This is a genomic window from Pseudoalteromonas sp. S4492, from assembly GCF_005886115.1.
In the GTDB taxonomy this organism is placed as follows: domain Bacteria; phylum Pseudomonadota; class Gammaproteobacteria; order Enterobacterales; family Alteromonadaceae; genus Pseudoalteromonas; species Pseudoalteromonas gelatinilytica.
The window spans coordinates 85,361-104,697 of record NZ_PNCP01000011.1 but is presented as its reverse complement, the minus strand read 5'-3'; the positions used below and the strand labels follow the sequence as shown (position 1 = coordinate 104,697).

At 42.8% G+C, this 19,337-nt stretch carries 23 protein-coding genes; 14 read left to right on the top strand and 9 right to left on the bottom strand.

The window, feature by feature from the left end:
• The first annotated feature begins 40 nt into the window (after positions 1 to 40).
• Complete coding sequence (locus CWC28_RS04260) at positions 41 to 634, top strand: hypothetical protein (RefSeq protein ID WP_054562892.1); 594 nt, start codon at positions 41 to 43, stop codon at positions 632 to 634.
• A gap of 2 nt (positions 635 to 636) precedes the next feature.
• On the opposite strand, the gene CWC28_RS04255 is transcribed toward CWC28_RS04260, so the two are convergent.
• Positions 637 to 1,002 carry a hypothetical protein gene (locus CWC28_RS04255; RefSeq protein ID WP_063702492.1) on the bottom strand — a complete coding sequence of 122 codons (366 nt, stop codon included), beginning with the start codon at positions 1,000 to 1,002 and terminating at the stop codon, positions 637 to 639.
• 127 nt (positions 1,003 to 1,129) lie between these two features.
• Here CWC28_RS04255 and CWC28_RS04250 point away from each other — a divergent pair, with 127 nt between their 5' ends.
• A complete protein-coding gene (locus tag CWC28_RS04250) occupies positions 1,130 to 1,576 on the top strand; it encodes a tellurite resistance TerB family protein (protein ID WP_054554468.1) in 447 nt (148 codons plus the stop codon).
• Positions 1,577 to 1,844: 268 nt separating this feature from the next.
• Here CWC28_RS04250 and CWC28_RS04240 read toward each other — a convergent pair whose 3' ends face one another.
• Entirely contained in the window at positions 1,845 to 2,414 is a 570-nt protein-coding gene (locus tag CWC28_RS04240; RefSeq protein ID WP_054554467.1) for an NADPH-dependent FMN reductase, read from the bottom strand.
• A 116-nt stretch (positions 2,415 to 2,530) separates the two neighbouring features.
• Between CWC28_RS04240 and CWC28_RS04235 the strand changes: the two genes are divergently transcribed.
• Positions 2,531 to 3,424, top strand: a complete 894-nt coding sequence (locus CWC28_RS04235) for a LysR family transcriptional regulator (RefSeq protein ID WP_105181944.1) — start codon at positions 2,531 to 2,533, stop codon at positions 3,422 to 3,424.
• Here the strand turns inward: CWC28_RS04235 and norR are convergent.
• Positions 3,421 to 4,983, bottom strand: coding sequence for a nitric oxide reductase transcriptional regulator NorR (gene norR / locus CWC28_RS04230; RefSeq protein ID WP_138624765.1), 1,563 nt, complete (start codon positions 4,981 to 4,983; stop codon positions 3,421 to 3,423). The genes CWC28_RS04235 and norR overlap by 4 nt on opposite strands.
• Positions 4,984 to 5,139: 156 nt before the next feature.
• Here norR and CWC28_RS04225 point away from each other — a divergent pair, with 156 nt between their 5' ends.
• Together CWC28_RS04225 and hmpA are read left to right on the top strand one after the other, a co-directional pair.
• On the top strand, positions 5,140 to 6,372 hold the full coding sequence (locus CWC28_RS04225; protein WP_138624764.1) for an NnrS family protein: 1,233 nt from the start codon (positions 5,140 to 5,142) through the stop codon (positions 6,370 to 6,372).
• A gap of 20 nt (positions 6,373 to 6,392) precedes the next feature.
• The gene (gene hmpA, locus CWC28_RS04220) at positions 6,393 to 7,556 is read left to right on the top strand and encodes an NO-inducible flavohemoprotein (RefSeq protein WP_063702482.1); all 1,164 of its coding nucleotides are present in this window, start codon (positions 6,393 to 6,395) and stop codon (positions 7,554 to 7,556) included.
• Positions 7,557 to 7,589: 33 nt separating this feature from the next.
• Here hmpA and CWC28_RS04215 read toward each other — a convergent pair whose 3' ends face one another.
• From CWC28_RS04215 to CWC28_RS04205, 3 genes are all read right to left on the bottom strand, one after another.
• Entirely contained in the window at positions 7,590 to 7,964 is a 375-nt protein-coding gene (locus tag CWC28_RS04215) for a hypothetical protein (RefSeq protein WP_063702480.1), read from the bottom strand.
• The gene (locus tag CWC28_RS04210; protein WP_138624763.1) at positions 7,957 to 9,579 is read right to left on the bottom strand and encodes a S41 family peptidase; all 1,623 of its coding nucleotides are present in this window, start codon (positions 9,577 to 9,579) and stop codon (positions 7,957 to 7,959) included. Before CWC28_RS04210 ends, CWC28_RS04215 begins: the two co-directional genes overlap by 8 nt.
• Before the next feature lie 100 nt (positions 9,580 to 9,679).
• Positions 9,680 to 10,339: an endonuclease gene (locus CWC28_RS04205; protein ID WP_138624762.1), complete on the bottom strand. Its 660-nt coding sequence runs from the start codon at positions 10,337 to 10,339 to the stop codon at positions 9,680 to 9,682.
• Between the two features lie 110 nt (positions 10,340 to 10,449).
• Here CWC28_RS04205 and CWC28_RS04200 point away from each other — a divergent pair, with 110 nt between their 5' ends.
• Positions 10,450 to 10,803 (top strand): VOC family protein, encoded by a 354-nt coding sequence (locus tag CWC28_RS04200; protein ID WP_063702476.1) that lies wholly within the window; start codon positions 10,450 to 10,452, stop codon positions 10,801 to 10,803.
• On the opposite strand, the gene CWC28_RS04195 is transcribed toward CWC28_RS04200, so the two are convergent.
• Positions 10,778 to 11,503, bottom strand: a complete 726-nt coding sequence (locus tag CWC28_RS04195) for a hypothetical protein (protein ID WP_105174379.1) — start codon at positions 11,501 to 11,503, stop codon at positions 10,778 to 10,780. The genes CWC28_RS04200 and CWC28_RS04195 overlap by 26 nt on opposite strands.
• A gap of 158 nt (positions 11,504 to 11,661) precedes the next feature.
• On the opposite strand from CWC28_RS04195, the gene CWC28_RS04190 reads away from it, so the two are divergent.
• Positions 11,662 to 12,042, top strand: coding sequence for a hypothetical protein (locus tag CWC28_RS04190; RefSeq protein ID WP_054554459.1), 381 nt, complete (start codon positions 11,662 to 11,664; stop codon positions 12,040 to 12,042).
• Positions 12,043 to 12,049: 7 nt separating this feature from the next.
• On the opposite strand, the gene CWC28_RS04185 is transcribed toward CWC28_RS04190, so the two are convergent.
• Positions 12,050 to 12,487 carry a PaaI family thioesterase gene (locus CWC28_RS04185; protein WP_063702471.1) on the bottom strand — a complete coding sequence of 146 codons (438 nt, stop codon included), beginning with the start codon at positions 12,485 to 12,487 and terminating at the stop codon, positions 12,050 to 12,052.
• A gap of 160 nt (positions 12,488 to 12,647) precedes the next feature.
• Between CWC28_RS04185 and lexA the strand changes: the two genes are divergently transcribed.
• The 5 genes from lexA to CWC28_RS04160 all read left to right on the top strand — a co-directional run bounded on the left by lexA (position 12,648) and on the right by CWC28_RS04160 (position 17,887).
• Positions 12,648 to 13,265 carry a transcriptional repressor LexA gene (gene lexA / locus CWC28_RS04180; RefSeq protein WP_063702469.1) on the top strand — a complete coding sequence of 206 codons (618 nt, stop codon included), beginning with the start codon at positions 12,648 to 12,650 and terminating at the stop codon, positions 13,263 to 13,265.
• Positions 13,266 to 13,706: 441 nt separating this feature from the next.
• A complete protein-coding gene (gene coxB, locus CWC28_RS04175) occupies positions 13,707 to 14,849 on the top strand; it encodes a cytochrome c oxidase subunit II (protein WP_063702467.1) in 1,143 nt (380 codons plus the stop codon).
• Positions 14,849 to 16,444 carry a cytochrome c oxidase subunit I gene (ctaD, locus tag CWC28_RS04170; protein ID WP_063702465.1) on the top strand — a complete coding sequence of 532 codons (1,596 nt, stop codon included), beginning with the start codon at positions 14,849 to 14,851 and terminating at the stop codon, positions 16,442 to 16,444. The genes coxB and ctaD overlap by 1 nt, the downstream gene beginning before the upstream one ends.
• A complete protein-coding gene (locus tag CWC28_RS04165; protein ID WP_063702462.1) occupies positions 16,444 to 16,974 on the top strand; it encodes a cytochrome c oxidase assembly protein in 531 nt (176 codons plus the stop codon). The genes ctaD and CWC28_RS04165 overlap by 1 nt, the downstream gene beginning before the upstream one ends.
• A gap of 37 nt (positions 16,975 to 17,011) precedes the next feature.
• On the top strand, positions 17,012 to 17,887 hold the full coding sequence (locus tag CWC28_RS04160; RefSeq protein ID WP_105174378.1) for a cytochrome c oxidase subunit 3: 876 nt from the start codon (positions 17,012 to 17,014) through the stop codon (positions 17,885 to 17,887).
• On the opposite strand, the gene CWC28_RS22700 is transcribed toward CWC28_RS04160, so the two are convergent.
• The gene (locus tag CWC28_RS22700; RefSeq protein WP_082874013.1) at positions 17,787 to 18,098 is read right to left on the bottom strand and encodes a DUF2909 domain-containing protein; all 312 of its coding nucleotides are present in this window, start codon (positions 18,096 to 18,098) and stop codon (positions 17,787 to 17,789) included. The two genes, CWC28_RS04160 and CWC28_RS22700, sit on opposite strands and share 101 nt — an antisense overlap.
• Before the next feature lie 14 nt (positions 18,099 to 18,112).
• On the opposite strand from CWC28_RS22700, the gene CWC28_RS04150 reads away from it, so the two are divergent.
• Together CWC28_RS04150 and CWC28_RS04145 are read left to right on the top strand one after the other, a co-directional pair.
• Positions 18,113 to 18,862, top strand: coding sequence for an SURF1 family protein (locus tag CWC28_RS04150; RefSeq protein WP_063702458.1), 750 nt, complete (start codon positions 18,113 to 18,115; stop codon positions 18,860 to 18,862).
• Positions 18,843 to 19,337 carry a redox-active disulfide-containing membrane protein gene (locus CWC28_RS04145; protein WP_063702456.1) on the top strand — a complete coding sequence of 165 codons (495 nt, stop codon included), beginning with the start codon at positions 18,843 to 18,845 and terminating at the stop codon, positions 19,335 to 19,337. Before CWC28_RS04150 ends, CWC28_RS04145 begins: the two co-directional genes overlap by 20 nt.

Genomic DNA, 19,337 nt, shown 5'->3' with positions numbered 1-19,337 from the left:
ACCATTAGCCTAGACTGAAATTTTATTTAGGGAACACACCATGAAATATTTAGTGGCATCGATGCTCGTAGCTGCATCATCAGTAGCGGCTGCACGACCTGCACCGTTAGTGTCAATTCCAAGCCATGATGGCTTTTTTGATAATATTGCTGCCCATTGCGGTAAAGCTTACGAAGGTAAAGTGAGCGTTGATAACGCTGCTGGTCCGAGTTCGTTTGCGGGCAAAAAGTTAGTAATGCATGTACGTCGTTGTAACGAGCGTGAGTTACAAGTGCCATTTCATGTGGGGGATGATGCATCTCGTACTTGGATCATCACAAAAACAGGCAGTGGACTTAGTTTAAAGCATGATCATCGCCATAAAGATGGCAGTGATGATAAATCAACCATGTATGGTGGCCATACCCTTGATGCGGGTTTTGCTAACGCGCAGTCGTTCCCGGCTGATCAATACTCAAAAGAATTGTTTGTGAGCCAAGGTATTCCCCAATCAATGGGTAACACGTGGCAAATGTATATTTATCCAAAGCAATTTACGTATCGCTTAGTGCGTGAAGGACGTGAGTTTCGCGTTGATTTTGACTTAACAAAACCTATCACGCCGCCAAGCGCGCCGTGGGGATATGAAGACTAGTACTATTTAGCTTCGTCTTCACACTGTAGAACAACCGTTAAAGGTGGCTGATAGGCGCGTGGTTTAGTTGGAAAACGTTCGTACTCCTGCACCCCATCAGTCACTCTTAGCATAAATGGTTTGTCTCTACATAAGCGGTTTGCATGGCGCAGTAAAAATACGCTTTGATTGCGAAAGTGCTTGTAGTCATCAGACTGAATTTCGAGATGGTAGCGGCCGTCAGCCAATTTAGTTTGGTAGTAATGGACTTTTTCGTCAAAGTCATAGAGTTTTTCGGTTTCGCCTTTTGCTGCCTGCGCATTACTGCACCCCGCTAACATTAAAACGGCGCTGATTAATAGTGCTTGTGTACTTCTCACTTCACTCATAAACACTTAACTCCATGTGATTAAAACCTTGTTTCATAATGATGTTGAACCTGAATTAGCATCCATAGTCAAACTAAGGTAACGTAATGTCTTATACGTAGTCTAACACCCAAAAAGGGAAAATGTGATGCTCAATAAAATAAAACAGCTGTTTTCAGCGCTGAATGATACCCAATCTAGCATTACTGAGCATGACCTAAAAACCGCCGTTGCTGCGTTATTGATTGAGGTTATGCGTGCAGATAATGAGTTACAAGATGATGAGCAACAGACCCTGAATGAGACCTTAAAGAAGTATTTCTCGCTTAACGAGGAAGAGGTTCAAGAGTTAGTTGCAAGTGCATCGCAAAGCCTAGATGATGCAATAGATTATTTTCAGTTTTCAAAGCAAATTAATGCCCAGTGCAGCGCCGAGCAGCGTATTGATATCATCGAGCTGTTGTGGCGTTTAGCCTACGCAGATGGCAATTTAGATAAGCATGAAGAAATGGTTATTCGCCGTGTCGCAAGTTTATTGTATGTAACCCATGAAGATTTTATCGCTGCTAAGCTAGCAGCGACAAAGCTAAGCTAGGGCGTGTTGACCTTTGTGGATTAAAATTTGTTCACTCTAGGGGCGATTTTATCGCGGCGCGAGATTTGTAACCTAGTGGGCTAAGTAAAAATCGAGCAACAAAGAGTTAATCGTCCCTAGGAAGAACCCGAAGGGCAGCGCGTGTTTGGCATTGATACTGCGTTATCGCCTATTTATGTGGAACAACCACACTACATAGGCTGTGCCTTGCCTAAATACCAAACACACTGCTGCAAAATTAATCATAAAAGGTCAACACGCCCTTATATTACTTATTTAATTTGCTCGCTACGCTCACAAGTTGCTGGGCAAGGCTGGCAACTTTATCGGCTGTATCAGCATCGCTGATGCGGCCTTGTTCATCTAATTTAGTGTGGATAGCAGGCACTGCTAGTTGATCTGCAAGTACTAAGCTACCAATACCCGATAAAATATCACGTACGTGATTTAAACCACGTAAGCCACCTAAACCACCCGGTGATGATGCATAAAGAGCAGTAACTTTATTTCGAAAAGCAGGCACTGCACCTTGCTCTGTACGAGATGCCCAATCGATTGCGTTTTTAAGTGGTGCTGTAATTGAGCCATTATATTCTGGGCTTGCTAATAAAATACCGTCAGCTGCGCGAAGCTTATCTTTCAATAATTGTGCGCCAGCAGGTGTACCTTGCGCTTCAATATCTTCGTCAAATAAAGGTAAGTTTAAATCGCTTAATTTAATCACTTCTACTTCAGCACCACTTTCGAGGGCGAAGCGCGCAGCTTCATTAATCAATTTTTGATTAAAGCTGTCTTTACGTAGGCTGCCTGCTAGGGCAATAATTTTAGGTGCTGTCATGATGGCTTCCTTTTTTTAAGCTTCACTGTTGATATATTCACTGTAGCAAAAAACAGCTTGCAGAAAAGCCAAATAAACGCAAAACTTATGTGCGTATATGCACACAAGGAGCCGTTATGGCGATTCAATTTGATGATTGGCAAGATGTAAAAGTTGCTTTTGAAGTGGCAAGACTCGGCACGTTAACCGCTGCTGCCGAATCGTTAGGTGTTCATCACAGCACAGTGCTTAGAAGAATCAACAATTTAGAAGATAACCTTGATGCGCGGTTATTCCACCGTCATGCCCGTGGCTATACAGTGACAGAAATTGGCGCTAAGTTGTTTGCGACTGCAAAATCGATTAACGCTGAACTTGAAAAACTTCACAACGATATTATTGCCGCTGATAGCCAACTGCGAGGCAGTTTATTATTAACCACGGTCAGTGGTTTTATTGATGTGCTTAGTGATGTCTGCGAGCAGTTTCAAAACCTGCACCCGCAAGTGCAACTCGAAGTTATTCTTGATCAAAACCGTTTACGCCTTGATCACGGTCAAGCGCATATTGCCGTTCGAGCGGGCCCTCGGCCTGATGAAGGCGACTATATTGCCCAGCATTTAGCTGAACTTTCGTCAGGGTTTTATGCCTCTAAAAGTTATATTGAAAAGTATGGCATGCCAAAAAACATTGAGCAGTTGCAGCAGCATAGTTTTGTTTCTGGGGTGGCTGGCTACAACGGTAAAGTGCCTTATTTTGCATGGGTTGATCAACATATTGAACCTTCGCAAATTAAGTTGCGGGTGTCTGAAACATCAGAAGCTACACGGGCGATTGTGAGAGGCTTAGGAATTGGTGGTTTACAGCATGAGGTGGCAAGCCAATACCCCGATCTGCTGCCAGTGCTTCCAAAAGAGCTAAACTGGCCAACAGATCTTTGGCTGGTGACGCATCACTTGGTGCATCGCACAGCCAAAGTACAAGCATTTAGTCAGCTTTTAAAAGCGTATTTTAAAGATTTAAAAGCTTAAACAGACTTTTTAACACTAATGCCTAGCCGTTTGGCTAGGCGCACAAGGTTGGCTCTATCAACACTTAAGCTGCGTGCTGTGGCTGCCCAGTTTAGGTTGTGTAGTTCAAGTTGTTGCATAATCAATTGATAACTAAAAGCATCAGTAGCCTCTTTCAGCGATAAGCGAGTGGTTTTTTGTTCGTTAACTGCAACAGGGCTTGGTGCAGCAACGGCCGTTTTAGCAATATCACAATGCTCAGGCTCGATTGTGACAATGCTTTGTTGCCATTGCTGTTGTTTGGCTTTGAGTGCTGCGCGACTGATCACATGTTCAAGCTCTCTCACATTGCCTGGCCAATCATATTGACGCAGCAGTAACTGTGTATCGCTACTAAGTTTAAGTTGCTTAATTGCCAGTTTTTTAGATGTTTGCTCAATAAAAAAACCTGCCAATAAAATAACATCGTTATCGCGCTCTTTTAGTGGTGCAACATGCAATGGGTAAACGCTTAATCGGTGATAAAGATCTGCACGAAAGCGCCCCGCAGCGACTTCTTGTTTTAAATCGCGATTGGTTGCTGCAATCACTCTGACATCAACATAACGGCTTTGATCTTCCCCCACCGTTTGTACTTCACCACTTTGTAAAACGCGCAATAACTTACTTTGCATGGCAAGCGGAAGTTCGCCGATTTCATCTAAAAATAGCGTGCCGCCATCGGCGAGTTGAAACTTACCTTGACGCGCAGTATGTGCGCCAGTAAATGCGCCTTTACTGTGACCAAAAAATTCACTTTCGGCTAAGTTCTCTGGTAACGATGCGCAGTTTAAGTGGATCAACGGCATGTCACGGCGTTTTGAGTTTAAATGGATATTGCGCGCAACGAGTTCTTTACCGACGCCTGTATCACCTTGTATTAATACACTAAATTCTGAGGCAGCTACGAGCTGGATATCATTTTTAAGGGTCTGCATTGCTTGGCTATTACCAATAATTTCGACACCTTCTCGTGTTAGTGCCTCAAGGTTAAGCTGCTGTGCAACTTGATGGCTGTGCTGTGCGTGTTGCATAAAATGCTGCAAGGTTAGGGCATGCTCAACATAGCCTGCAGCTAGCTGTTTTAGTTGATTGAGCTCGTTCATTGCTAAAGCGTCAAAGGCATGTTCATCTAAACTATCAAAGGTCAAAACACCCAATAGTTCGTTGTTGTCTTTGCTGCTCAGCAGCGGCACGCCCATGCAGGCATGAACAGGAAAGTCTCCATGTTGGCTTTGTAATAAACCATCGTAGGGATCGGGTAGGCCACAATCTTTGGCAAATTTTAGCGGTTCACTGCCACGGCATATTTCAAATAAGCGCGGATGCTCCGCTATTTTAAAGCGTCTTCCTAACGTATCGTCCGACAATCCATGTAGGGCTATGGGCTTTAACACATCGCCTTGTTTCAATAATAAGGCAACTGCATCACATTCAAGCCAATCATTAATGCAACTCAACAAGTAGCTGAAATTATGATCAACACTGCTTGCTTTGGTAAGTGCAAGTGCAACATCAAGAAGGGATTTTTTGAACGTCATGTCAATTTGACCTGAATGTGTTTTATTGATGTTTTTAATGGTGTGTCATTTTGACTTGCTTATCAAGTGTTTAAATTTAATGCATTGATATTTAATGGTTTTTATTTTTGGCTTGAACTGTGCAATAGCTAGGGAAATTAAACGCTGAGAGCACGAATGAAAGTCATTAATTTAACTGAACCTATGCCAACTAAGATCAAATTTTATCAACTCAGCCAGTGGCCGTTATGGGCATTAGCATTTCGGCCTTTTTTCTTGGCGGCAGGTGCCTTAGCTGTATTTGCTATGAGTTACTGGTTTTTAATTTTGGCGGGCTATGCACAGTGGCACCTAACAATGCCCGCAACGCTTTGGCATGCTCATGAAATGCTGTTTGGCTTTGCAGGCGTGGTTGCCATGGGCTTTTTGCTAACCGCCGCACAAACATGGACAGGTGTGGCGAGTGTAAGTGGTATTAAGCTTTGTTTGCTTAGCATGATTTGGCTTGCTGCAAGGCTTAGTTTTTTTATTGAGATTGCAGGGGTCGAGCAGCTAAACCTTTATATTGTTAGTGCGCTACAACTCGTTTGGTGGCTAGCTGGAATTATTATTCTAGCTGACATGCTAATACAGGCAAAAAGCAGCCATAACTACTTATTTGTTGTCATCGCATCTTTGCTCTGTGCGCTCAATGTGATTTTTTTGAGCTTAGTTGTACTTAATAAAATGTCGCTGGCACTGGGGGTTGTTGATACCGCTGTACTTATCATGACACTGCTAGTTGGTGTTGTGGCTGGGCGAGTTGTGCCATTTTTTACCGCACGCGGTCTTAATTTAAGTGAACAAGTTAGCACCCCCAAACTCGATAAATTAGTCGTTGTTAGCTCATTTTTCGCCATTGCGTGGTTCTTTATGAGTCAGCTATTTTTTAGTGCAATGAGTACTGGTTGGATCTTTGCTTGGCTTGCTTGTTTACATGGGGCTCGGTGTGTTTTGTGGTGGCATAAAGGGATTTTAAAAGTACCTTTGCTATGGTCATTACACGTGGCTTATTGGGCTTTATCGGTTGGTTTAATACTCATCGCGCTGAGTTATTTCAGCCCTATTATCTTATTCAAAGACGCGCTTCATCTGATCACTGTTGGCACCATAGGTGTGATGATCATCGCCATGATGGTTCGTGTCTCTCACGGTCATACAGGGCGTGCATTACAAGCCCCTGCGTACATTAGTTTGGCATTTATACTCATTGCGTTAGCTGCCATTGTACGCTCGTTACTTCCCGTTTATTTAGGTCATCACCTTGCATGGCAGTTAAGTGCGTTGCTGTGGGTTGCTGGCTTTAGCTTATTTTTATTTCATTGTGCGCCCACCTTAGTGAATCGTCGTGTTGATGGTCGCCGCGGTTAATCTCTCCAATAGGAAAAACTATGTTATCTGAAAAAACGATCCAGATTGTTAAAAGTACTTTGCCTTTACTTGCACAAGCAGGCCCTCAAGTGACTGAGTATTTTTATGATCGTATGTTTAGCTACAACCCTGAGCTTAAAAATATTTTTAATATGACACATCAGCAATCGGGCTCTCAGCAATTTGCGCTGTTTAATGCCTTAGCTGCTTACGCGGCAAATATTGATAACTTGGCAGTGTTAAAAGGTGCGCTTGCGCGCATTAATCATAAACACACCAGTTACCATATTTTGCCAGAGCATTATCCCATTGTTGGTGGACATTTGATTGCGACTTTAAAAGAGTTATTGCCAGAACAATTTACCCCTGAGGTCGAGTATGCATGGCGTGAAGCCTATTCATTATTAGCGGATGTGTGTATCAACGAGGAGATGTCGTTATATCAAAAAACCAAAAAGGCGCCGGGAGGATGGTTTGGTACCCGTACTTTCACTATTACAGAAAAACGTATGGAATCATCGCAAATTTGTAGTTTCACATTAACGCCTGCTGATGCAAAACCTGTAGTGGCGTATTTACCTGGCCAATATTTAGGGATTAAAGTAACGCCTGCAAACAGTGATTTAACGCAAGTGAGGCAATACTCTTTATCGCAGCAAAGTAATGGTTGTAATTACCGTATTAGCGTGAAAAAAGAAGGCTTGGTATCTAACTACCTACACAGCTTAACTGAGGGGGAAGAGGTAGAAATTTACCCACCCGCAGGCGACTTTGTGCTTCGCGAAATTGACTCGCCTGTTGTATTGATTTCAGCGGGAGTTGGTCAAACCCCAATGATGGCGATGCTAGAAACACTATTAAGTAATCACCCTAACCAGTCAATCCATTACCTACATGCTTGCGACAGTGAGACGCAGTTTGCCTTTAAAGAGTACTTAATAAAGCAACAAAACGCGCACGCTTCATTACATTGTGTTACCTGGTTTAAAGATGGCAAAGGGGGTGATTTTGCGGGCTTGATGGATGTAAACGACATTGCTGACAGCTTACCAATTAGTAAAGGTGACTTTTACCTGTGTGGCCCAATCGCCTTTATGGCAATGATAAAAGAGCAACTGCTAAGTATTGGGGTTGCAAGTGAGCGTATTCATTATGAGGTATTTGGCCCTCACCAAAGCCTATGATGTAAAAGGCGCAGCTTGAGCTGCGCCTTTTTGTTAGTTAACTTCGCACTCTACATTAGGAAGTGGAATACGGAGCTCTTTTTTGGGGTAGTAAAGCAGGCATTGCTCACCTGCTTTTTGCAACACAAACTTCTCAGAAGGAATTGAATGGGCGCCCATAATTGGCAGACCATCAGGTCCTTTGTTGGTGCCGTGATCAATCAGTAACTCTGCGCTCTTAGTAAACACATCATCGGCTAAGGTGACCAGTGCACCGCCTTTAGCTGATTGAATAGCCTGCTGTAGCTCAGTAATCACTCCCGGGTTTACCCGAACAAGCGTGGCATTTTGCGGTTGCTCCGCTTGAGTACTTTTACAGCCAGCTATGCTTGCCAGTAAGGTGCAGGTTAATAAAAGTGCTTTATTCATTATCACCTTCCTTAGCTAGCAGTGGACGGGTTAAATCCATATTATTTTTGTAAAGTGTGGTATTGGCTTTAAGTGCAATACCTGTTTCATCAGCTTTATAAGTTGAGGTTGTCGCTTGCTTAGCTGTGACACTTTGCGCTACCACTGGACAACTATCATTTTCGATATGATAAAGTGCTGCACTCAATAGTGTTTCGTCACTATCACCTAACTGGTGATTAAAGTCGTCATCAAGCTCACAGCCTTTTACATCGGCAGCAAATTGCGGTGTAGGAGTCGGTACTAAGCCGTCTGAGTATTCACCAAAGCCCTTGTAATTGGTACCAGTAAACTGAATTGTATAGTAAGTCGTCGCACAGTTATGTGTTGGGGTAAAACCATATGGTTTACCACACGTTGTCCCGCCAATTAAAATAACTTCAGCATCAATACCATTTAAGCCATTGATCAGGGCTTCTGATGCAGAACAAGTGTTTGCTGTACTGAGTACATAGACTTTCGATAAGTTTAAGTCAGGGAGCGTGTTATTCGTTCCCTCGAAAGTAGAATAATCGATTTCAACATCAACAAACGGGTATGGATCGCTCTCGGTCTGTTTGTCATTTTCAATGATCTGATAGTAAAAATAGTCACTCGTATTGGCAGGCCCAGCGATCATATAGGCAAGTTGTGATGAAAGCGCTAATAAGCCACCGCCATTGTATCTAAGGTCGATGACAAGCTCGTCAATGTTGTCGGCTTTGAACTTATTCACAGCACTTATCAGCTCAGGCTGAGCAATACTTATATGGCTGTTAAACTGCATGTAGCCCACTTTAGTGCCACCTTCTGTGGTAATGGTATCGACATTCTGTACCGGTGTTTGGGTGATATTACCAGCCACTAAAGAGAATGTTTTTTCTGTCTCATCATTACTAATTACCTTGAAGGTATGTGTATCGCCAGCGGTTGGCCCAAATAAAGCTTCATTTAATGTATCAATACCTGATTCCGTATTTGTATCAATACTGACACCATCAACTAAAATAACGCGATCGCCTCGTTGTAAGCCTGCATTAGCGGCAGGGGAGTCATCTTCTAAATAAGCAACTCGTAAGTCACGAGGAGGTGTGCCACTAATTAAAGCCCAGTTGATTCCATAGCCTGAAACTACGCCTGATTGAGACTCTTGAAAATAGTCTTCAGTTGGCACACTAAAGTGAAAATTGTCTTTATAAGCTCCTGAGTCTGTTGTTTCGAAGGTCTTTAACTGATCAAAATAAGCGGCGACAGAGCTGAAGTTATCTGGGTCGTTATCTTCTATTTCATCGTACCAAAGATAGGTTTCATCACTCCATGAACGTAGCCACATCTTCTCAGTAAACTCAGAGCCAGCGGTATCTGGGTAAGGTTGATTATCGTTATACGGATCATTACCAGTACGCGGCACGGCGCACTGATCTTTAAATTCACTTGATGCGGCAAAGGTGCCAGCTGTCCAAGTGGGTTCAGAAGTTGTTGGTGGTGGATTCGTGGTATCGGTATTGCTCGATGAGCCACCGCCGCCGCAGCCAGATAGTGATACGCCAGAAACAGCTAAAAAGATAGCTAAAGCGAGATTGGTATTTTTAAACATGGGTGCTTCCTTTCTTGTATGAATTGTTTAAAAACTAACAATTACTTACTTTTAAAGCAACCAGTTGTTTAACCCTGCATGTAAAAAAATGTGCAAATAATTACAGGGACTTACGGTTGCTTATTTCAGCTATTTCAAGCTTTTGCCATGATTCAAACAGTTTGCGTTGTTTGTCAGATATCTTTAAGCCATAGGTTTTTTGCATATAGAAATAGGTATCGGCTATTTGCTTTCTTGCATAAATTGGCGGCTCAAATACACGTTGTTTAAAATCGATTTTTACTGGGCAAGCACCGTAACTTGCACTTGATGTTGTCACCATCCCATAGCGAAAGTTTGAACGGTCTGCATTTATCTCGCCAATTGCGGGGGCGAGGTTATTTATGTCGGCCTCCATTTGACGAAATTTTTCACTGACCTTTACGCAGTTTTTACGACCGCCATCTTGCCAGCATTGTAATTGATGGCCAAATTCCCAGGCTGGCACAATATGCTCCCATTCTATTCTTTTTGCTCGGGCATTTTCGTTACCGGCTCGGGTGATGGCATTGCGTGGAATATAGCCACATGAATCTGGATCGGGTACCAGCTTTTTACCTTGTCGCTTTATATCGCAGCCACAATATAAGCTTTTGCTATTTTCAGGCAGCGATTTTATAAGGTGTTTTTTGGCGCTCGAAAAGCTAGAAAATTGCTCAGCAGAAGCAGAAAAGTTGATTAAAAAGCACAGTACAGCAAAAGAAATTAAACGCATATCCATCACATGAGTGAACTACAGGAACGGTTATTTTAGAGTGACTATTCTAAAAAGGAAAAGTATTTCAACTCAGCTATAGTTGTTAGGCCGTTTTTATTAAAGGAATTACAACTATGTTATTAGGTGCCTTTTCTGTGAGTTTAAATGTAAAAGATATCCATGCTTCAAAGCAGTTTTATGAAAAGCTAGGTTTTAAAGAGTTTGCTGGGGAGATTGAGCAACATTGGTTGATCATGAAAAACGGTGAACATTTAATTGGTTTGTTCCAAGGTATGTTTGATAAAACCATGCTGACATTTAACCCCGGATGGGATCAAAACGCTGAGGCGCTGACTGAGTTTGCAACCTTTGAGCAATTAGCGACACGTTTTCAGCAACAGGGGTTAGAGATACAAAAGGCCGGTGACGCGAGTTTTATTATCACCGACCCAGACGGCAATCCTATTTTGATTGACCAGCACGTATAGCTGGTTTTTTACGCTTTAAACGAATGTTTTGCAGTAACAAAATAATCCCAGTTATACAAAACAGCACGCTGGTGGCTGAGAAGCTGATAAGCAATGGATTGTTAAAGTTTTCTCGCTCATCATAATCCATAATGTGCAGCATCCAGAAAAAGTCGAAAATGCGCCACAGGGTGCTGCGCACAGTAATAACCTTACCGGTTAGGCTATCTAGATATAAGGTGGTTGTTAGCCAATCATCAAAGCTTACTTGCCAAACATTGGCTTTGTGACCGACTTCTCTTGGCCCATTTGGTAATAGCTGAGCTTGAGTCATGTTAGCATCAATAAGCAGATGAGCTTGTGCATTTTCAATGATTTGAGCTTCATTTGGAGTAGGCATTTTATCACCCGTTCTACCATCAAAATTGAAGACACCGAGAGGGGTGGTGACTTCTATAATCGGGGTGTTTAAAAAATGGCTATATTTAATACCTTCGATTTGCTCAAATTGCGCGGTTATTTTATCAATCGAAGTAGGGTAGTCTGACACTATAAATGGGCTACTTAAACTGCGATTAGCCAAATGTTTGCCATGCACTTTTTCAAGCGGTAATGAGCTCATTACCAGCCCACCTAAGAGCCAAAAGAAGATCTGTAAAGCGAGCAAGTAGCCAAGCCATTTATGCCCTTTACGAGCATACTTGAACATGCGTTTATTCATTATTACCCCGTTATTATTGTTGTATGGGTGCTATTTTAAGTTGTTTAACTGTATTGCCAATGCGGCATAATGTCGCATTAACTGTATTCTAGATTTGGTATATATACAAAACTGAGTTAAAGTTTCAGTCGATATCAATAGAGGGTAAAAACGAGAGTATGTCGGAAATTCAATTTTTAAATGTAGATCTGGAGCTTGAATCAAAGCACGATATTAGTGCGCTTGTTGCTGATTTGAAGAAAAACGCCATGGTTTTACATTATGACCAAGATGAATACCGCCAACTAGCACGGATTGAAGCAACCGCAGATATCAGCTCTCCAGATAAAGCGATTAACCAGCTTTGCGAGCTTATTGAGTCTTGCTCGCGCAATGCATTAAAACAGTGGTTATCGTGCTCAAAACGAACATTTGATATAGGTTTTGAATCAGGTAATTCGCCAAAATGCTTTAATCAACCCCTGCATGCCGATACCTTGTTACGTATCTCAGCAATTGGCGCAGGGATTGAAATTACTATTTATCCTGTTGAAAAATAGGTCGAATTTAGCGCTCTACTACCGCTGCGGTCATTCTTGATACGCAGCATAGCTCTCCTGCGGCATTGGTAATTTTAATATCCCAAACAGAGGTGCGCTTTCCTAAATGCAGCGGTCTAGCCGTTGCAGTTAAAACTCCCTTACGTGATGCTTTCATATGGTTGGCATTAATCTCTTGGCCAACAGCGTAGAATTTATTGAAATCAACCACAAAGTTGGCTGCATAGCTTGCCACTGTCTCGGCTAACACAACGTTTGCTCCGCCATGTACCATGCCCATAGGGTTATGATGTTCTGGGATGGCAGGCATCGTCGCCACTAAATAGTCATCGCCAATTTCTGTCACTTCAATGCCCATGGTTTTCATTAAAGTGCCTTGCCCGGTGATCCCTTGCTCCAATTCTTTACATAGCTCTAGCGTGATTGGGTGGTGCCAAATGCTCATTGTGTTTCCTTAGCCTGCTAATTAAAGCTAATACCTTATGGCATCTTAGAGTGAGGTTCAATGTAAGTTTTGTAGCAATATGACAGTGTTAATTAAATTTGCGATTTTCAGATAACTGTATATACTCACAGTTAAATGTACTGTATGGAAAACCAGTTGTATGCGCCCATTAACTAAACGCCAATCGCAAATTTTAGAACTCATTAAAGTCTTTATTAAAGATACAGGCATGCCACCAACGCGTGCTGAAATAGCTCAAACATTGGGTTTTAAAAGTGCCAATGCCGCTGAAGAGCACCTAAAAGCACTGGCAAAAAAAGGCATGATCAAAATGAAGCCTGGGGCGAGTCGTGGTATTCAATTAATCGAAGAAGATGAACCAGAGCAATTAGGTTTACCTTTAATTGGCCGTGTTGCAGCGGGCGAACCTATTTTGGCCCAAGAGCATGTTGAAAGCCATTGCCAAGTTGATCCGTCGTTATTTAAGCCTGCCGCTGATTTCTTACTGCGTGTAAATGGCATGAGTATGAAAGACATTGGCATCATGGACGGTGATTTACTTGCAGTACATAGAACACAAGTTGCTGAAAATGGCCAAGTTGTTGTTGCACGAGTTGATGAAGACGTGACTGTTAAGCGTTTAGAAAAAGCTGGCCGAAAAGTATTTTTACACGCTGAGAACGAAGAGTTTTCACCTATTGAAGTTGACCTAGAGCACGAATCGTTCAATATCGAAGGATTAGCGGTAGGGGTTATTCGAAACGCTGACTGGATGTAAGTGTTCCCAACTTGGTGCATTAAATTGACTTAATTTGGTGCACCATCGAAATTTTGCTACTTAATTAGGATTTGTGAATCCTTACTCATCATTTAAAGCCTTATATGGCGCAGTTTCCCTCTCTTTTTGTATTTTGTTTGTACGCCTAAACATTAAATAACGCGCTGATTATAGTTGTTATTTTTGCACCAAAATAAACATTTATTATCACTAAAACTTGCTTATTGCTCATTTTTTAACTAATTGGTTAGTACATTGTATTAACACCTATTTACGAAATTGACACACCTAAACGTGTCAGGGAGTTATACAACGGGCTTGTATCATTTCATTGCGTCGTGATGATACGAATTCGCTCTAAACAATAAAAATACGAATGGGCACCTTGCTGTAACGCCTTTTCGCTTTGCGTCTTGCAATAGCATTTAAAGGAGCCGTCACATGGGTAAACTGCGTTACGCCTTGTGGCTTATATTACTCGCACCTGTGCAATTTGCATTGGCAAACAGCCAATTCAATATGCGTAAAGGGGTGACTGATATAAGTAATAATGTTTATGAGTTACACATGACGATATTTATTATCTGTTGTGTGATTGGCATCATCGTTTTTGCGGTGATGTTTTGGGCTTTAATACACCACCGTAAATCTAAAGGGGCTAAGCCAGCCCAATTTCATGAAAGTACAAAAGTTGAAATACTTTGGACTGCCATTCCGTTTGTTATACTAATCGCGATGGCTGTGCCTGCAACAAAAACCCTCATTGCTATGGAAGATGCCTCTAAAGCCGATATCACAATTAAAGTGACTGGCTCGCAATGGAAATGGCATTACGAGTACATGGGTGAAGATATTGCCTACTACTCAATTCTAGCTACACCGAAAGATCAAATAGACAACCAAGCAGAAAAAACTGAGCATTATTTGCTTGAAGTTGATAAACCCTTGGTACTGCCTATCAATAAAAAAGTTCGCTTTTTAATGACCTCTGACGATGTGATTCATTCGTGGTGGGTGCCTGACTTTGCGGTTAAAAAGGACGCAAACCCAGGGTTTATTAATGAAGCGTGGACTCGTATTAACGAGCCGGGTGTGTATCGTGGTCAATGCGCAGAGTTATGCGGTAAAGATCATGGCTTTATGCCCGTTGTAGTGAAAGCCCTTCCTGAAGATGAGTTTGCTAATTGGCTTGCTGATGCCAAACAAGAAAAAGCCAATGCAGCAGCCGCTGATGCAGCTTTACTCGATCAAACATTACCAAAAGAAGAGCTCATGACCTTGGGTGAGCAAGTCTACATGGCTAGTTGTGCCGCTTGTCATCAGCCAACAGGTATGGGGTTGCCAGGCGTGTTTCCTGCGTTGAAAGGCAGCCCAATCGTGTTAGGTGATGTGAAAGACCACATTGATGTTGTGTTACATGGCCGCCCTGGTACGGCGATGCAAGCGTTTGATAAGCAGCTTTCAATTAAGCAACTTGCTGCGGTTATTACCTATAAGCGAAATGCATGGGGTAATGATACAGGCGATGTGATCCAACCGAGTCAAATTCAAGCCGCGATTGATGCAGCAGCGGAGGCGAAATAATGAGTAACGTTATTAATGAGCAAGCAACAGGGCATGCGCATCACGACCATCATCATCCTGCGAAAGGGTTTAAGCGTTGGCTTTACACCACCAATCATAAAGACATTGGGAGTTTATACCTGATCTTTTCTCTTACCATGTTCTTGATTGGTGGAGCGATGGCTATGGTGATCCGCGCTGAATTATTTCAGCCAGGATTACAGTTAGTCGATCCGCACTTTTTTAACCAAATGACCACGGTACATGGTTTGATCATGGTGTTTGGTGCTGTTATGCCCGCATTTACTGGGCTTGCTAACTGGATGGTGCCTATGATGATTGGTGCACCTGATATGGCGCTGCCGCGCATGAACAACTGGAGCTTTTGGATATTACCTTTCGCATTTTTAATCCTGCTAGCTTCTTTACTCATGCCGGGGGGCGGTCCTGCATTTGGCTGGACATTCTACGCACCACTTTCCACCACTTACAGTAACGATAACACTGCACTATTTGTATTTGCCGTACATATCATGGGTATCAGCTCAATTATGGGGGCGATTAACGTTATCGTGACTATCGTCAATCTAAGAGCGCCCGGTATGACGTGGATGAAACTGCCACTGTTTGTCTGGACTTGGTTAATCACCGCATTTTTGTTAATTGCTGTAATGCCTGTTTTAGCAGGGGCGGTCACAATGGTGTTGACCGATAAATACTTTGCAACGAGCTTTTTTGATGCCGCGGGAGGGGGCGACCCCGTGATGTTCCAGCATATCTTCTGGTTCTTCGGTCACCCTGAAGTGTACATCATGATTTTGCCGGCCTTTGGTATTATTTCGACTATTGTGCCAACCTTTTCACGCAAAAAGTTATTTGGCTACGCTTCTATGGTGTATGCAACCTCATCGATTGCTCTTTTGAGTTTTATTGTGTGGGCACACCATATGTTTACTACCGGGATGCCTGTAGCCGGTGAGCTGTTCTTCATGTACGCAACTATGCTCATTTCGGTACCCACAGGGGTTAAGGTGTTTAATTGGGTGGCTACTATGTGGCGCGGCTCAATTAGTTTTGAAATTCCGATGATGTTTGCCATCGCCTTTATCGTGTTGTTCACTTTGGGTGGTTTCTCTGGCTTGATGCTCGCGATTACTCCGGCTGACTTCCAGTATCACGATACCTACTTTGTGGTGGCACATTTCCATTATGTGTTAGTAACAGGCGCCGTGTTCTCAATTATGGCGGGAGCTTATTACTGGCTACCAAAATGGACAGGCAACATGTACAACGAAACACTAGCGAAATGGCATTTCTGGCTATCGCTAATTAGTGTCAACGTATTGTTCTTCCCTATGCATTTTGTTGGCCTTGCGGGTATGCCACGTCGTATCCCTGACTATGCTCTGCAGTTTGCTGATTTTAACGCCATTATCAGTATTGGTGGCTTTGCATTTGGGCTATCGCAACTGTTGTTTGTGCTGGTGGTATTCAAGTGCGCCAGAGGGGGCGAAAAAGCACCTGCCAAAGTATGGGAAGGTGCCGAAGGTCTGGAATGGGAGGTTGATTCTCCTGCGCCTTATCATACCTTTGAAACACCGCCGGAGATCAAGTAATGAACCATGCACCTTTGCTAAAGAAATTGCTGATCACATGCTTACTCATGTTCGCATTTGCTTTCGCTCTGGTGCCGCTTTATGACGTGTTTTGCGATGTTACAGGATTAAACGGTAAGCCATCTCTTGAGCAAGCGAGCGCAAGTGAAACAATAAATACACAACGCCAAGTTGATGTCAGTTTTACGACGCATGCTCAAAGTGGCGCTCCATTTAAGGTGCAGTCTGAGCAGTACAGCGTATCGGTGCAACCAGGCGCAATGCGAGAAGTTAAGTTCTCAGCAAAAAACACCAGTAATGAAGACAAAGTCATGCAAGCAATTCCATCAGTATCACCGGGAAAAGCGGCCAAGTACTTACATAAAATTGCCTGTTTTTGTTTTGATCAACAACCTTTAAAGGCAGGTGAAGAAGTTGAATTTACCTTGCTGTTTTATGTTGATACTGAATTACCCGACGATGTTGAGGAACTGACATTGTCGTACACCATGTTTGATATTAGCGGGCAGATTGTGGCTAAAAACGATTAAAAGCCGCCAAGCTAATTGCTAATTGGGAGCAAACAAAATGAATCAAAATTACGAAAAATATTATGTTCCAGCACAAAGCCCTTGGCCAATAGTTGGCGCCATCGCAATGTTTTTAATTGCTGTTGGTGCCGGTTTAACTGTGATGCAAGCAAGCAGTGAGGCCAGTGGTGCGCAGTATGTTTTATATCTGGGCCTAGCTATCTTGTTTTATATGCTATTTAGCTGGTTTAAAAATGTTATTGAAGAGTCTCACCAAGGGCTTTACTCAGCACAAATGGACCGTTCATTTAGACAGGGTATGAGCTGGTTTATTTTTTCTGAAGTGATGTTTTTCATGGCGTTTTTTGGCGCTCTCTTTTATGCCCGTATGATTTCAGTGCCTTGGCTTGGTGGCGCTGGCAATAATGCCATGACCAACGAAGTGCTATGGCCTACCTTCGACGCAGTGTGGCCGCTATTAACTACGCCAGCGGGCGAGACCACACAGGCTATGGGCTGGCAAGGTCTACCCCTGATCAATACGCTGATTCTACTTACCTCATCGGTCACAATTCATTTTGCCCATGTTGCTATGGAAAACAATAAGCGCGGCGCTCTAAAGGTATTTTTATCGATGACGGTCGTTCTGGGAGCCATTTTCTTAGGCCTGCAAGCCTATGAATATATGCATGCCTATCAAGATCTAGGTTTGACCTTAGATGCGGGGGTTTATGGTAATACCTTCTTCTTGTTAACCGGTTTCCACGGAATGCACGTGACCTTGGGTACCATCATACTGTTAGTTGTATTACTGCGAATTTTTAAAGGCCACTTCACGAGTGATAAGCACTTTGCTTTTCAGGCAGCTGCTTGGTATTGGCACTTTGTAGATGTGGTGTGGCTGTGTTTATTTGTATTTGTGTACGTGCTGTAGCTTTGTGAATGGGTGACGGATTGGTTTGAATTAAACCCAGTTTTAAGGCTGCAATGATGATGATCAGTACAACACCCGAAAACAGCACTCGACGACCTAAATAATGAGACATGGGCTTTGAGTGCTCTTTTGATGAAATCATCACAAACAAGGCTCTGAATAGGTTGAACACGATATATAACAATAACAACACAATGATGATTTTAATCATGTTAGGTCTTCCAAATGCAGTTGATTTTGTGGCGTAAACAAAAGCTTAGCTCAATTATCGCAATTTGCGTTGTGGTACTTGCAGTGCTTATTTGTTTACGACTCAGTGTTTGGCAATACCAGCGAGGCGAACAAAAGCAGCAGCAATTAAGTCAGTTAGCCGTTTCTAAAGAGCAAGGAGTTATGAACTGGCAAGCACTGCAAAGCTTGCCAGCAGATTTGAATAAAACGGGCTTGCAAGTAAAGGTTTCTGGGGAAGTAAATAAACAGCATTACTGGTTGCTAGATAATCAAATTTATCAAGGGCAAGTGGGCTATGACTTACTGGCAGCGGTAACAATTGCAGGTGAAAAAGCACCATTAATCGTTAATTTTGGCTGGCTTAAAGCCCCTCAAGATCGAAACCAGTTACCTGTAGTTGCATGGCCAAGCACAGCCACGTTTGCTGCTACTGTGCAATTAAAGCAAGGCAACTTAAAAGGCTTTACGCTAGCAGATCAAATTGGTGCAGAACAAGGCTGGCCAAAGCGTATTCAAGGTATTGATTTAGCGATTTTTAGTGCTCAGTTGGCAGAGCCAGTACAAGGTTTTATTGGTTATCGTAATGAAGCAGATGGTATCGCAACCCCGCATTATAAAAGTGTCGTGATGGGGCCTGATAAACACTACGCCTATGCCGTGCAATGGCTGTTAATTGGTTTAGCGTGTGTCGTAATTGCTTATTTTGCGATGAGAAGGAGAGGTTATGAAAATAAACCCACTTAGTTTATTTGCACTTTGTTGTTTTGTGCCGCTGGCACTGGCATATGCAGCACTAAAACTCGACTGGTTACCGAGTGGTTCAAGTAATTACGGTGAGCTTTTAAGTGAAGAAGTGAAATTAGCAGATTGGCAACACGGTGAGCCCAAACAATGGACTATAGCGCTCAACTACCCCAAAGAGTGCCGAGCTGTGTGTGAAAGCCAGCTAGCGAGTCTCGATAACTTGTATGTCGCGTTAGGTAAAAATCAGCAAAAAGTGGATGTTGCTGTACTGACAAATCAACAGCAAGTATCAGCAAGTTGGCGTCTTTTAGCGGCAAATCCTGAACTGAAAGCGGGAGACTTATACTTGGTTGATCACATGGGATTGGTGGTGCTGCATTACCCTTACACTGCTGAGCCCGAACAAAACAGACTCATTCAAAAAGGCTTACTGAAAGATTTAAAAAAATTACTTAACTATGCGCGTTCGAGCTAA